11 protein-coding genes are annotated in these 15230 nt (G+C 41.2%); 8 read left to right on the top strand and 3 right to left on the bottom strand.

Annotated features, from left to right (window positions below):
• Nucleotides 1-79: 79 nt before the first annotated feature.
• Together OM416_RS13740 and OM416_RS13735 are read right to left on the bottom strand one after the other, a co-directional pair.
• The gene (locus OM416_RS13740) at nucleotides 80-451 is read right to left on the bottom strand and encodes a winged helix-turn-helix transcriptional regulator (protein WP_413775782.1); all 372 of its coding nucleotides are present in this window, start codon (nucleotides 449-451) and stop codon (nucleotides 80-82) included.
• Nucleotides 452-972: 521 nt separating this feature from the next.
• Nucleotides 973-2256, bottom strand: coding sequence for an agmatine/peptidylarginine deiminase (locus tag OM416_RS13735; protein ID WP_264930064.1), 1284 nt, complete (start codon nucleotides 2254-2256; stop codon nucleotides 973-975).
• A gap of 199 nt (nucleotides 2257-2455) precedes the next feature.
• On the opposite strand from OM416_RS13735, the gene OM416_RS13730 reads away from it, so the two are divergent.
• Both OM416_RS13730 and OM416_RS13725 read left to right on the top strand, forming a co-directional pair.
• Nucleotides 2456-3139 (top strand): response regulator transcription factor, encoded by a 684-nt coding sequence (locus OM416_RS13730; RefSeq protein ID WP_264930062.1) that lies wholly within the window; start codon nucleotides 2456-2458, stop codon nucleotides 3137-3139.
• Complete coding sequence (locus tag OM416_RS13725; RefSeq protein WP_264930060.1) at nucleotides 3136-4890, top strand: sensor histidine kinase; 1755 nt, start codon at nucleotides 3136-3138, stop codon at nucleotides 4888-4890. Before OM416_RS13730 ends, OM416_RS13725 begins: the two co-directional genes overlap by 4 nt.
• Before the next feature lie 85 nt (nucleotides 4891-4975).
• On the opposite strand, the gene OM416_RS13720 is transcribed toward OM416_RS13725, so the two are convergent.
• Nucleotides 4976-7123 carry an amidase gene (locus OM416_RS13720; protein WP_264930058.1) on the bottom strand — a complete coding sequence of 716 codons (2148 nt, stop codon included), beginning with the start codon at nucleotides 7121-7123 and terminating at the stop codon, nucleotides 4976-4978.
• Nucleotides 7124-7639: 516 nt separating this feature from the next.
• Here OM416_RS13720 and OM416_RS13715 point away from each other — a divergent pair.
• The 6 genes from OM416_RS13715 (at nucleotide 7640) to OM416_RS13690 (ending at nucleotide 15220) form a co-directional block, all read left to right on the top strand.
• Nucleotides 7640-9439: a M20/M25/M40 family metallo-hydrolase gene (locus OM416_RS13715; RefSeq protein ID WP_264930056.1), complete on the top strand. Its 1800-nt coding sequence runs from the start codon at nucleotides 7640-7642 to the stop codon at nucleotides 9437-9439.
• 469 nt (nucleotides 9440-9908) lie between these two features.
• Nucleotides 9909-11162 (top strand): agmatine/peptidylarginine deiminase, encoded by a 1254-nt coding sequence (locus OM416_RS13710; protein WP_264930054.1) that lies wholly within the window; start codon nucleotides 9909-9911, stop codon nucleotides 11160-11162.
• Between the two features lie 2 nt (nucleotides 11163-11164).
• Complete coding sequence (locus OM416_RS13705) at nucleotides 11165-11758, top strand: hypothetical protein (RefSeq protein WP_264930051.1); 594 nt, start codon at nucleotides 11165-11167, stop codon at nucleotides 11756-11758.
• Between the two features lie 129 nt (nucleotides 11759-11887).
• Nucleotides 11888-13099, top strand: a complete 1212-nt coding sequence (locus OM416_RS13700; protein ID WP_264930049.1) for an MFS transporter — start codon at nucleotides 11888-11890, stop codon at nucleotides 13097-13099.
• Nucleotides 13100-13143: 44 nt separating this feature from the next.
• On the top strand, nucleotides 13144-14412 hold the full coding sequence (locus OM416_RS13695; protein ID WP_264930047.1) for a M20 family metallopeptidase: 1269 nt from the start codon (nucleotides 13144-13146) through the stop codon (nucleotides 14410-14412).
• Nucleotides 14413-14731: 319 nt separating this feature from the next.
• Nucleotides 14732-15220 (top strand): DedA family protein, encoded by a 489-nt coding sequence (locus tag OM416_RS13690; protein ID WP_264930045.1) that lies wholly within the window; start codon nucleotides 14732-14734, stop codon nucleotides 15218-15220.
• The last annotated feature ends 10 nt before the right edge of the window (nucleotides 15221-15230 follow it).

Below are 15230 nucleotides of genomic sequence, written 5' to 3'. Positions count from 1 at the left end.
AATAATATGTATCTGATACTCTTAATCAAAAGTCCCCCTCCTATACTAACTTCATAGGAAGGGGGACTTTTTGATAAACTTAATTCGGTGGAATAACTTTATTATCAGTATGACTTACACGGTTGCTATCTCCCCATGTACACATAGCGTCTAAAATTGGAATTAGGGAAGCTCCTCTACTCGAAAGGTAGTATTCAACTTTAGGCGGAACCTGAGGATATTCCTTTCTGCATATTAATCCACTGGCTTCTAATTCTTTGAGTTGGTCACTGAGTGTCTTGTGCGTAATCCTTCCAATCATTCTCTTTAACTCGTTATAACGAACAATTTGATTCTCCGAAAGAAGGTACATGATAACCATCTTCCATTTCCCACCAACAAGTGAAAGGGTATATCCAAAACTTGTATCATCAACTTTTTCTATTCTTCCGTGGTGATTGTACATACCCACTGTATCACTTTCCTTTATGCTAAATTTAGAACTTGAAGCAATGTATCCTCTTGCTTAATTATATAGTACTTCTAGATGAGCACTACGGTTATTTTGTGGATGACTTATAACACTTATACATAAAATCAATAAAGTAGTCACACATAGTTAAAGAGTGGAACAATATATTAATTACATAAATGTCGAGTGAAATATCGATTTATTTGATATTACTGTGGTCTGAATAATTCACTTGAAATGGTTACCTGAACTTTAATAGAATCAATTAAGTACAGAAAAACAGCGGCGCATGTATTTATTACCAAGCTTGTCGCTGTTTTTCTAATGAACATATAGCTTATTGTTTATTAGAATATATCCATCTTAGGTTAAAGATTCATGTGTTAATTTGTTTTCAAGCTCTAAAAGCTGATATCTTGTATTCATATTTCTGAATGAAATTAGATTCGTTATTTTCTTCTGGTGATTTGAACTTAAAGATTAGCTACGAAACCCCTGCAAATTGTGTTTCTAGTTTTTGCTTAGTATGTCGGCATTTGTTGAGTGATACAGTGCATGCCGCCTCCCATAAAATTAACGGCTAGTGGGTCAATTTGGACAATCTTGTATCCTGGGAAAGAAGACTGCATTAATTTCTTGAATTGATTATCCAAATTCTTGATACTCTCCGGCAACCCTTTCTTCCAATATTTTGGAATAAGAACTACCTGATTAGAGATAAGAAAGTTCATATAGCTGACAGCTGGAACTTGATAAATGGTTTCTCCTGGGTTGATGCCGAACTGCTGATAATAAACATCGTTATTCGGGACCGTACTTTCCTTCCAAAAATGAGCTAAATCAGGATTTTCTACTTGTATAACGGTAAGAGGTTTCCCGTTAGCATCTGTTGCGTTACGCAACGTTTCGGCTACTTCCTCATAAACTTGATAATCAGACTTTGCTAGCGGGTGACTACTTAAGGCAGATTTAGGATACGCAGCAACAAGCACGGTGTTTGGGTTGATAAACCTAGCCACTTCATCTACGTGTCCGTTTGCTCCTGCGCCGAAGTAGTTGTCTATTAATGGTTTGTCATCTGGTGATCTGCGATCCTGTAATGGACTTCTTTCCAGCCAAATCACCTTCTTTTGTCCATACATTCGCAGATATTCCGATTCAATTTCCGCAAGGGTTTTTCCAGGGTTCCGTTGTAAGGCCGTATCTTTGAAGGTGAGAAGAGCTCCCTCTCCATTTACTTCTAGCCCCCCGCCTTCTGCGACAGCACTGGAGGTAATAGTTTTAATTCCTAGTTTTTTAGCCATTAATTTATCGATACCCCCAAGTGAAAGTGCATAGGGGGATCTTGTTGTTTCAATTCCGTAACCATTCCAGTTAAAATCAGCAATTAGAGGTTTTCCATCAGCGGTTTTCAAGAAGAGGGGTCCTGGGTCACGGATAAATATATCCGCCCCTTCATAGATATGAAACTTCACCTTGGATTGATCGATATTATAGGATTTCAACCAAGTAACAGCTTCTTTCTGAGCTGCCTTGTCTTTGATAATGAGGTCGATGCGAACATTCTGATGAAGTGCAGCAATAATCTGAACAGATACTTTATTTGCATCACGTATTCCTGACCATGCCAGCCATACTGATTTCTGCTTTTCCCATTCAGCAGGGTAAGTGTAGCCGAAATTAGATCGTTTTGAAATAGACATTGGCTTATAATCGGCCAGGTTCTCTTGTGCATGAAGTACATTTGGGAAGCATAATGCACTGACTACACCTACAGTTAGCATTGAATGTATAACTCTTTTCATAAGAACCTCCGTATGTTGGATTACCACAACGTGTGATAATGTAGATTATAATTTGCTGTTGTGGCATTTTTGTGGCATGTAAACTGACTTGTATTTCTCATTTAATATAATGTGCTTTTAATTTTATCTTGTTTATTCGAAATTTGTGTAATAAAATGTACCACAACATCCTGAGTCTACCGTTATGGGAGGCAATGAAATGAGAAAGCGAACTTTACTAATTGTTGAAGATGAAGCAAGACTAAGAATGGTCATTACAGATTACTTTTCACAAGCGAATTGGTATGTTGTCGAAGCGGAAAATGGCCGAGATGCCATTGAGCGGTTAGCGGAAAATGAAATCGATTTGGTGATAACTGATATCTTGATGCCTGTTATGGATGGTTGGGATCTATGCCGTACAATAAGACGGGAATCCAACATTCCAATTATTGTGCTGACTTCTAAAGCTGAGGATGAGGACAAGCTCCGAGGATATGAAATGGGCTCTGATGATTATATTGGTAAGCCTTTTAGTCCTAAGGTACTCGTAGCCAAGGCTAACTCTCTCTTAGATCGTATAGATGGTGTCTTTTCTGCAAGCAAAACCGCTATAACAGGAACCCGTCTGGCGATAAATAGCTTGGCACATGAAGTAGAAGTGAACGGGAAGATCGTATCTTTGGGTCCGAAAGAATTTGACATATTATTATATTTCATTAAAAATCGTGGGATTGTACTAAGTCGCGAATCAATACTCAATCAAATCTGGGGTTATAATTTTGATGGCGATATTAGAGTAGTGGACACACAAATTAAACGATTGCGCGCCAAAATCGGTGATGAAGCTGATTTAATTCAAACTGTACCCCGATATGGGTATAAATTTGCGGTGAAGTTATGAAAGGTAGAAGAGTGGTAGTTAAGCTTTTCTTCCTGACTTCCTTTGTTTTTATTGTTCTATTTCTCCTCATGTCAGTAGGGCAGCTTTTGTTCTTCGAAGATTTCTATAAACATAGAGAATTCAAAGCACTTAGGGCGAATACAACAGCATTTGCAGAGGAGTATGAAAGCAAGAAGGATGACGCTGAAAGGATTGGCGTGGTCTCGCATTTTATGAACCAAAATGAGGCGCAGATTGCTGTTTTGGATCGTAACGGAAACTATCTGTTTGATAATCCGTTTAAAATTGATATCACATTAGCGAACGGACAAGTCATTGCAATACCTTTGTATATGTACCCGCATTCTGAGGACTTATTACATGCAGGATTGAAGGTCGGGGATACTATTTCTGTAACCGGCTTGTTTCAGTATGAGGGGAATGAAGAACTGTTCTATTCAACACAAATCACTAAAAATCACGGTGCTGCAATATCCAGGAAAGCAGAACACTCACTCACAAGTATGCAGAAACTTACTGGTAAGATTAGTTATATTGTTTTGCCGCGAGTGGATCAGTGGAATATACGTGAGGGGGTATTAAACTTTGCAATCACAGGCAACTTTCCGTTGACCAATGCAGAGTTGCGAACGCTTGAATCAGGTCATACAATAACGAAGGAATGGGTTGAATTTTGGAGTAACGCTGAAAACCTAATTCTGCTTCACCCTATCATGCAGAACGACACCTTATTAAGCATCGTATTGGTTGTCTCTTCTGTGGCTGAATTAGAAGCTACATATGCGTCACTGAAAATCTATTATCTTTACTTCGGTTTTATAGGGATTATCCTTATAGTTTTTCTTTCCATATTTTATTCGCGAATCGTTGCAAAACCGTTGCTATCCATCAATGATATGGCCATTCGATTAGAGCGTATGGATTTCACAGCCACGAAGCCGTTGCAACGTAAAGATGAATTTGGGGTACTGTCACGAAACCTCAACAGTCTAGCATTGAAGTTAGGTGCAGCTTTATTAAAGCTGCGAGCCATGAACAGCCAGTTACAATCGGACATTGAGCTAAAGGAAGAAGTTGAACGTATACAACAGGCATTCATTTCTGATATTTCCCATGAGCTTAAAACACCACTGTCTATTATTCGAAGTTACGCTGAAGGGCTGAGAGATCGTGTAGCTGAAGAAAGGAGAGAATTGTATACCGAAACGATTATCGATGAGTGCGAACGGATGGAAACACTAATCCTGAACATGCTGATGCTAGTACGGTATGATTCTGCAATGAACTTTTTTCAACCTGATGAATTTCATTTGCTTGAGATTATGGAACGCATATGCAGACTGATGGAAGCTCGTCTATCAGAAACGCATCTCCGCCTTACTTTGCAAATGAAGCGTGACTATATGGTGTATGCCGATCCTTCACTTGTGGAGCGTGTAATGTTAAATCTGTCAAGTAATGCAATCCGGTATGCTTCCCCTGGAAGTATAATTACTATACGAGTTGAAGAGCTTACAATCGGAACCATACGAATCAGCGTACAGAATCAGGGGACTCCAATACCTGAAGAGCATCTAAACCTAATATGGGACCGGTTTTATCAAGTGACAGAGGGTAGAAACCGAAATATAAATGGCTCAGGTCTAGGTCTTGCCATTGTGAAGCAAATTGTGGAAGAGCATGGCCAAACCTACGGTGTATCTAATACGGTTAATGGTGTGTGTTTTTGGTTTACATTAGAAAGAGTATAGGGATAAGAAAGTAATTGAGAGACCTGACAAATGTCAGGTCTCTCAATTACTTTACGCTAAAAGGGATTTCGACCGTACAATTCAGCTAGTGACTCAAACTAACGGTAGTAAACTTAGCTGATGTGTTACCATGAATATCTTTAGCTAAGACTAGGACATACAGATTATCTGCTTTAAATGCACCAACTTGTTTGTATTTGTCTACCGATATTGATGATGACCAAGATGATTGATTATTTTTGATACTAGTACGAATACCATTCACATAGACTCGAAGCTGTGTAATAGGACTTTGATCAGTAACTGATCCGCTTATTGAAAGTTTGTTCTCTTTCAACGTAGTATTTAGCGTGAGTATTGGGATATTTTTTTCCTTACGCTTAGAGGGCAAAAGGGTTCTTTCCGAATTATAAGAAATGGCTTCATCTTCAAATGGAGGGGTACGCGTTGCGATTGGGCGATTTTTGGTCGCTTGCTCATAGGCGTAACCGTATTGTAATAGATCATTGTCACTGTATGCTGCACCAGCCATGGTCAGATTAACCGGCATTCCGGTATCCTTCATTACACCCATGCTTACAGATACACTTGGTATCCCATACTCCCGCAGTAAATAATTTGTATTGGAATAAAAGTTTCCATTCTCCCAAGCTTCTTCATAAGAAGTCTCATTCACATCAGCATCTGCCTTACCAATGTTTGAATTTGCCGGGAATGCAATGAAATCGAGGTTATGCTCTTTCATCCAATCTTCAAAATCAATCTTACGAACTTTCTCTAGTCCCTGGAGTGCTTCGTTAAACTGTGGAATTTGATTATAGGGTGTGACTCCTTTTTTAACCGTCTCAATTAACTCATCATAATCTGCAAGGTCACGGTCCCGTTTGGCGTCTACTGAACCTGGCGGATTTGGAAATACAGTTACAGGATCAATATTAGCCCACGATGGAAAATTCGGATCTCCTACACTTTTGAGAAATTCTTCAGCAGCATAAGGATGAAGCAGTCCAAACTCGTTATCGATCCAGTTCTTAGGCATTAAACCACGCTCTTCAGGAGTTTTAGAGGTTACCCGATCCTGTTCGGCATTTGACTGCAGTGGGAAGTCAACTTCAATGATTTCAGCCCCAAGAGCAGTTAAATCCTTTGCGGCTTCTTCCCACAAAGCTAAAATAGAAGGCCTGACTTTAATGGGGTCCGTGCCGCCATAGTCTTGTCCAATATATATTTTTGGAACGCCGATGCGTTTGCCTCTCAATGCTTGGGTATTTTGTAGTTCTGAATAGGATTTCGGGCGTACGCTTTTGACGGAAGGGAGTTGTACAGCACTCTGATCGCGCCAGAAATCGCCTTTGGTGATTTTATCTTCTACAACGATGATGTCAAGCAAACGAAACATATCCTTCATTGTTCTAGTATGTGGAACAACGACATCACGCACGGGGAATAGGGGCCAATTACCGCGAATAGAAATGAGACCGCGGGAAGGAGTATAGGCAATTAGACCATTGTTAGATGCCGGTGATCTTCCAGAAGATACGGTCTCTTCACCCATTCCGAAGGCGGCAAAGTTGGCTGCTGTTGAGACGCCAGAACCATTTGATGAACCAGAGAACCAAGCTGCAGCCAAATAATCCTTATTATAAGGACTTTCTGCGCGACCATATACGCCCCGTTGCATCCCCCCTGCAGCCATTGGCGGCATATTTGTCTTGCCTATGAGAACCCCTCCGGACTCACGAATCTTTTCTACAGTAAAGGCATCGTACTTTGCCGTCAGGTTTTTAAATGCAGGAGATCCAGATGCAACCGTAAGGCCCTTCACCTGGTAGCTGTCTTTAACCGTGTAGGGGATGCCTTGCAACGCCCCAGTTGTAATGCCATGAACTCTCATCCGATCAGCCTCTGCTGCTTCTTTAAATACATTAGGGTTCAGAACGGGGATAGAATTCAGCTGAATACCGTTGGTATCATAGGCAAAAACCCGGTTTAGATACAAGGCGGTGAGTTCGACACTGGATAACGCTCCTGATTTCATCGCATCTTGCATCTGATCAATCGTGGCCTCTTGTAACTCGAAAGTAAAGAGTGCTGCAGTTTTTTTGCTGGTCACAGGTGAATCAGCATATCCAGTCGAAACTCCCATAAGTGAAAGGATAATACTAGCAGTGACCCATTTAGGAAAACAGCTTTTAACAACCTCTATCTTCTCCGTTAATCTTCGTTTACGCATTTAACTTCACTCCTTTATTAGTAGGCGTAGGATATTATTTCATTATAAGTTGATCTCTTGTAATTTTTGTGTCTTGATGAAAAGGGAACGACATTCAAATCTAATGATAGTTTTGATTGGAATAAAGTTCACACAAGACATACAATGAACGGTTTGTTTTCTTATTTTATAAATCTATATACCGCTCTTAGACTATAGTTCTCAAAGCTTAGTATGATATGGAGCATCAATTTTAGCCGGTTATACAGCAATGCATGTAATAGTATGTAACTCGGAAATTTGCTAATGTGATTCACCAGTTATGTATAATGATTCAATCGGTTTAATTTTAATTAAAACTTTCTCTTTACTATGGGGTTACTCCATACTTTACACTACTTAATGTACAGACAAGCACTTAGGGACAGGATTGTCCTTATAAGTCAGTGTCAGTATGAATATCAAAAAGAAGTAGTGTGGACGCGTTGCAAAGCTTAATATTGTGATTGATCCAGCACACAAAGGAGAAAAATTCAGATGGAGCAAATTCGTGATCAAATTATGAAGTGGGTTGAGCGTGACGAGGAGAAGATCGTCGATTTCTTCTCTCGTCTCGTTCAATGTGAAACACCGAGTCCTCCGGGAGATACCCGTCAGGCGATGGCACTGATTCAGAGCCACCTCGATGCTGAAGGGCTTACGTATAAGGAAGTCAATGCAGAAGAGATCATGCCAAACATCATTTCTTCAGTTCAAATGCCCAAAGAGGGTCGACATCTGATGTTCAACGGGCATCTCGATGTACTGCCCGCTGGCGATGAGCCTGGATGGACAGATGATCCATGGAGTGGAAAGGTCGAAGACGGACGAGTATGGGGACGCGGTACATCTGACATGAAGGCAGGGGTAACAGCCATGCTGTTTGCATATTCCTATCTATCTCAGTTACGTGATCAACTGAAGGGCAAACTATCACTTACCCTCGTCTCAGATGAAGAAACCGGCTACGGGCGCGGCACCGGCTACATGTTTGAACAGATCGAGAGTGAGATGGAAGCAGACTGTGTGCTAACTGGCGAACCATCCGGAACAGATACTATTTCATTTGCTTCGAAAGGCTATATGCAATTTGTTGTTAGGGTTGCGACTCGAGGAGCCATCTCGGGATATCCAAACGAAAGTAAAAGTTCGATCCGGATTGCTACCGACATTATACGTGAACTTGACGAGTTGGAAGGTATCAAGGTAGACGTACCTTCTTCCATCACAGATATTCTCTCCGATCCACAACGTCATGAGCGTTACGATAAGCTAAGAGGCGCTGGGGCTGCTAGTATTCTGCCGTTAATTACGGTTAATGTTGGTACAATTCAGGGAGGCAGTTCACCGAGTGTCATCTCTCCTGAGTGTAATTTCTCGGTATCAGTAGTTCTTCCGGTCGGGGCTGATCCGTACGTAGTTTTCTCGAAAGCAAGAGACATTATCTCTCGTTACCCCGAAGCAGAAATTGAATTGGAAGGCGTGGATTCGGCTGATGTTTCTGATCCGGATAGTGAGATGGCCCAAATCTTACAGGAGACGGTAATGGGTTTAGGATGGGCCAAACCGGAAATGGTACCCGATGTAGCCATTTCGGACTGCCGGTATTGGCGTTACCGAGGAACACCGGCCTTTTGGTATGGTCCGGACGGAAGCGAGTGTAGTGCAGCAAACGAATCAGTAGCAATAGAAGAACTGCTTCACCTTGTCCGTACGCATGCACTAGCGGCAGTGCAGTATCTTAACCAAAGCCCAATAGATGGAATGGATAAAAAAGAAATCAGTTCAGAAGAATCTAATGGATCTGAAACAAAAACGAAAAAAGTTATCCAGAAACCGGAAATCAAATCGCTGCCGTCTCTCCGCGTTGCCCGAATTACGGCAAAGGCAAAAAGTTTCAACGACGTCGATTCTATCATAGGGCCGTTGTTCGATCAGCTATACTATAGCCTTAATGAAGCAGGGGTGAGTGTCGGTGTCGTGCCGCTTGCTACCTTTGAAGAGGATGAGGAAGGTAATGGATATGAACTAATTGTGTCCGCCGCATACCCTGTCGGACCAGAGGTGGTCTCTGGAGAAGGATATGAGGTCATCGAACTTCCTAGTCTTGAATCGGCTGTAACGACGGTCCACCGTGGTTCCGAATCCACCGAAGCAACTTGGAACAAACTTCGTCGATGGATAGGCAGACATGGCTACCGACCGCAGGAGGTATATCGTGAGTATTATATCGTGGCCCATCCTAATCCACGGGAACTTTGGGCTACCGAATTACAGCAACTTATTACACCTAAATAAGCCTATAGACAAGTAAAAGTTTTGAATCATTGATCAATAGGGTATAACCAAATGGCTGTGGTCTTAAAAGAGATCAGCAGTCTTTTGGTTATACCAATCACATTACCTTAAGATGTTATTAAACGCGACTGCTTCGTTATGTAGGAAAGGGAATTACCATTCCTGAAAATTGTTCCATGAAATTGCCACTATAAGATATACCCAATACTAACAGTAATCTAAGGCCGCTTCCCGGCATTTTAACAGGGTGGCGGTTTTTTTGTTTCTTAAAAGTCGATCTTGGAATTAAAAATTTAAATTGTTCTCGAAGCTAGAAATTGCAAAGTATAAAGTATTGAACTGTTTAAGGAATTTAGTGTTTACTGCTCATATTTGAAATCACCTCTTTACTATGGGGTTACTCCATACTTTATACTATCAATTGTAAGCAGAAGTGACATATATACTGCGATAGAAGGAGAGTAAAGATATGGAGATCTTTAGAGCCGTAGGGGAATTTGAGAGTCAAGAATCCGTTCTTCTCATTTGGCCCATAGTTCCCTTTGCGACTCCAGAACTGAATCTAGACCGTTGCAGTGTTGAAGTGGTGCAAGCACTTGAAGGCGAAGTTAAGATCATGATCTGTTGTTATGATGAGGACGTAAAAAGACGGGCAATAGGTGAATTATCTGAGCATAACATTGACGTTGCCTCCATCCAATTTTCATTGTTCCCTAGTATTATTTTCTATCCACGCGATTTTGGAGCTGAGGTTATGGTAGGTAACCAAGGCGGGAGAAAAAGAGTGGATTTCCGTTTTGATATGTATGGCTACTATGCAGAAGAGGATGAACTTTCTCAGCTCTTGCGGGAATTTGGACAGTTTCACGGAAAGCAAGCCCGTATCGATAATACGACCTATTCCACTCTGATAAGCGAGGGTGGCGATCGGGAATTTAATGGAAAGGGCACAATGATGGCTGTGCGTGAAACCGAAATCGACAAACGTAATCCGGATAAAACGTTCCATGAAGTTGAATCAGAACTTAAGAAGATATTCAACCTTGACCAAATCATTTGGTTGCCACAAGGTTCGTATGACGATGAGTATTCTTTTATGGGCCCAATCCCCTCAGATAATGGATCGTTTGGTTCCTACCGCTCTGCGACTGCGAATGGACACATTGATGAGATTTGCCGGTTCACAGATGAGAATACCATTCTGATTGCACACGTGACCGATGAAGAGGCGAGTTTGAGTAAATTACATGCTCTCAACAAAGAGCGGCTAGATCAAGCCTATGAGACGATACACTCAGCTAAAAATCATGAAGGAAAACCATATAGAGTTCTAAAAATGCCAGTACCGGAGCCGATCTACATTGATCTTTTTCCCGAAGATGACGCGTATCAAATGCTTTGGGGCGACGAAAACAAGGATGAGGTAGGCGGAGTACTGATGGACGGCACAGCTTTCCCAGAGGCTCCCATTAATGTACTGCCAGCGATGAGTTATTGTAACTTCTTAATAGCTAACAATGTAGTGGTAGCGCAAAAGTATTACGAGGAAGGGTTGTCCCAGAAAATGAAAGAAAAGGATGAAGTAGCGCTTCAGGTGCTACAGACCGCATTTCCTGGGAAGCGTATTGTGCAAATTAACGCGCTCGCTCTAAACATCTATGGAGGCGGAATTCATTGTCACACTCGAAATATCCCCTCCAAACTAACAATTGAAGGAGAATAAAAATGAAAAATATATTTGTAGTGGAACAAAAAGATATCGATGTTGTGGCTCAAATGGCCTACGAGTTTTGGGGTGATCATTTAGAAGGTGAAACAGAAGAATTTAAGCGTTTTATTACAGAATACAGCATTCGAGTGGATCAAGTGGATTATCAATACTCTTATGGCTATAAAGACCCTGAACCAGCAGCATATCTTCTGGTAGCGAAACCATACGACGAGAATCAAGCAGATATTTGGTATAACGAGCATGTCAAATACTTCTCTGAGCGTGAGCAAAAGATTGCACGAGAGTACCAAGAGTATTTTACAGAATATGCAAAGGCCCTCACGAAGCATGTGCAACCAGGCGATATCAAAATCAGCTTTTTAATTAGCACTCAGAAAGGTAGCGGCAGTATTTTATTGAATCATTTGGAAGAAATCTGTCGCCGTGAAGGAGGGAAGACGCTATACCTTTGGACCGATACCACTTGTAATCACACGTATTATCATATAAAAGGGTTTGAGAAAGTTGAGCAACATGTACACGATTTTTCGGACGGCGAGGTTCTGGGAACAATGATATATCGTAAGGTTATATCTGCTGAAAAGTAAGAAGTTAAGATCTACACGGACAGGAATTTCAGAGTAGAGAGATGAATCGACATTTAAGCAGTATAGATTATTTGTTCTGAAATCATATTATTTTTATCATTCACCATCCAGTAGTCAGAGGTGCAGTAAATGAATTCCCTTCTCAAAAATAAAGTGTTTCTTATTGTTGTAGGAGCTGATCTCCTACAGCAGATGGGTATTTGGATTCGAAATATGGCTTTGCTCTTTTATATTATGGAGCAGACCAATAATAATCCGACTGCTGTATCTATGCTCACAGCATTAGAGTATTTGCCGATATTTGTTTTTTCTCTCATAGGTGGTACATTTGCAGACCGCTGGGAACCTAAAAAAACAGTGATTCTAGGAGATACATTAAGCGCATTATCGATGTTATTAATCCTGCTGTTAATTTCGGTTGGCATGTGGCAGGCTGTTTTTGCAGCAACCGTTATTTCAGCCATTGTCAGCCAGTTTTCTCAACCTTCATCAGCAGTTCTATTTAAAAAACATATCCCAACTGAATCTGTTGGAACTGCCATTGGTATTAACCAAAGTTTACTGGCTATATTTACAATTTTCGGCCCTGTTCTAGGTACATTTGTGTACTCTCAATTTGGTGTGAAATTCTCAATTATCATGTTGTTTATTATCTTTATGGTCGCTGCACTTATCCAGTTATTCCTGCCGTCTTCTTCCGAAGTGAAAAAAGCATCTAAAGGATCAGCAATCAGTGATATCAAGGAAGGCCTTAAGTATGTCATGGGGAATACCAACTTGAAATTGATTGCTGCTATGTTCTTAATATCTGGCCTTGCAATGGGAATAACCCAGCCCCTAGATGTTTTTGTAACCATGGAACGCCTAGGCTTGCCTAAGGAGAATGTCCAGTGGTTTGCTGCTTCAGAAGGCGTTGGAATGTTAGTTGGTGGAACATTGGCAGCAATATTCACGAAATGGATTGACCGCCATAGACGAATTATAATCACCTCTACCCTAATTTCATGGGGGATTATTACTTTAGTAGAGGTGTTGTCGATTTGGCCGATCTTGACTGGTAGTGCCAGAGCTTTATCGGGAATAACCACGGCGTTTTTCCAGGTGGTCTTTAGTGCAATGATGATTAAAGAAGTACAGGCAGAATACATTGGAAGGACCAATGGGATTATTATGCCACTCATGATGGGTGGTATGTTGCTAGGGAGTGCAAGTTCTGGTTTTATCGTGAACCAAATAGATTTAGTGGGTGCTTATTTGATCGCTGCGATTCTGACAATTTCATGCACGATTTTAACCGTACGTCTAAAGCTAGAAACAAGTTTGTACAAAGTTAATCAGTGATCACTTACTTCATTTTCTATCTAACACACAAAGGAGATAAAAATATGGATTATCAACTGGAGCAAATTCGGAATCAGATCATCAAGTGGGTCGAGCGTGATGAAGAGAAAATTGTGAATCTCTTCTCGCGTCTTGTCCAATGCGAGACTCCAAGCCCACCGGGAGATACACGACAGGCGATGGCATTGGTTCAACGTTTTCTTGATTCTGAAGGGCTTACGTACAAGGAAGTTAACGCAGAAGAAACCATGCCTAACATTATTTCTTCGATTCAGTTACCTAGTGAGGGGCGGCATCTGATGTTCAATGGGCATATCGATGTATTGCCGGCTGGCGATGAGCCAGGATGGACTGACGATCCATGGAGTGGAAAGATTGCAGATGGACGGGTATGGGGGCGGGGGACATCCGATATGAAGGCGGGTGTGACAGCCATGCTCTTTGCATACTCCTATCTGTCCCAGTTACGCGACCAGCTGAAGGGTAAGCTATCGATCACTGTTGTCTCTGATGAAGAGACTGGTTATGGACGTGGCACGGGATATATGTTCGAGCAGATCGAGAGCGAAATGGAGGCTGACGTCGTGCTTTCCGCCGAACCATCCGGAACAGATGCAATTTCATTTGCATCGAAAGGATATATGCAATTCACTGTACAGGTAGCGACACGTGGTGCCATCTCGGGGTATTCAAACGAAAGTAAAAGCGCTATCCGGATTGCAACGGATATCATTCATGACCTTGATGAGTTGGAAAAGATCGAGGTCAACGTGTCATCGTCCATCACGGATATACTTGCAGATCCGAAACGGTACAAGCGTTATGACGAGTTACGTGGCGAGGGAGCAGCTGATATATTGCCGTTAATCACGGTTAATGTGGGTACAATTCAAGGTGGAAGTTCCCCAAGTGTCATTTCACCTGATTGCAAGTTTTCAGTAACGGTCGTTCTTCCTGTCGGAGCTGATTCTCAGTTGGTTTACTCGCACGCCCAAGACATTATAGCTCGCTATCCGGAAGCAGAAATCCAATTGGATGGCGATAGTCCAGCAGATATTTCTGATCCAGACAGTGAGATGGCCCATATCTTGCAGGAGACGGTAGAGAATTTAGGATGGATAAGGCCAGAGATGGTTCCCGATGTTGCGATTTCTGATTGTAGTTACTGGCGTTATCGTGGAACACCAGCCTTCTGGTATGGGCCCGACGGGAATGAATGTAGTGCAGCAAACGAGTCTGTAACCATTGAAGAGTTACTGCACATCGTTCGTACACATGCTCTATCAGCTGCACGGTACCTTATCAAAGACTAAGGAAAGGGCACATATATGTTAATTATTATTCTTTTTTCTTTTGTAATTATTAGTGGAATTGTGGGAATTGCTTTATGGGTTAATCATATTTCTAAAGAATAATATAGACTGTATTGGGGTTTTAGAGACTTCAATTTAATGTTAAAAGTATCGAACGAGTACTAGACTAGATAGCTCAATTCTGGTACTCGTTTTTTGTTGGTTGCTTTTTATCATCGTGTCTTATCAACTTGAATTGCGATAGTACATTTTAAAGAATGGGCATCAATCGCATTTCCTTTTCCTTATATCATTAAAGAAATAGTTAAGTGGGGTTTGTATGGTTGATTATATAACTGATTTTCTTAGCCAGTATGGTTACGTAGCGATTACTGTACTATTAGCTGGTGGTATTTTGGGACTTCCGGTCCCAGATGAAGCATTAATGACCTTTGTCGGTTATTTAGTTTCAGTAAAAATAATGAATTTTATGCTCGCGATACTCTTTAGTTTTGTTGGTTCAGTTTTAGGTATGATAATTAGTTATTTAATAGGCAGTAAAGTAGGATTCCACATTGTTGAGAGATATGGTAAATGGGTTGGAATGACACCAAAACGATTTGAAAAAGTACAAAGATGGTTTGTTAAGTATGGAGACTGGGCTATCGTGTTTTCTTACTTTATTCCGGGGGTCAGACATGTGTCCGGATACGTAGCAGGCATAACAAAGATTCCCTTCAAAAAATACGTCTTGTTATGTAGTGTTGTTGCTTTGATTTGGAGTGTATTGTTTATCACAATCGGTTACTTTATTGGCTCCCATATTTAGCGAGAAGAGA

Origin of the sequence: Paenibacillus sp. LS1 (assembly GCF_026013365.1) — a bacterium.
Classification (GTDB): Bacteria; Bacillota; Bacilli; order Paenibacillales; family Paenibacillaceae; genus Paenibacillus.
This window is presented reverse-complemented; position numbering and strand designations above follow the sequence as displayed.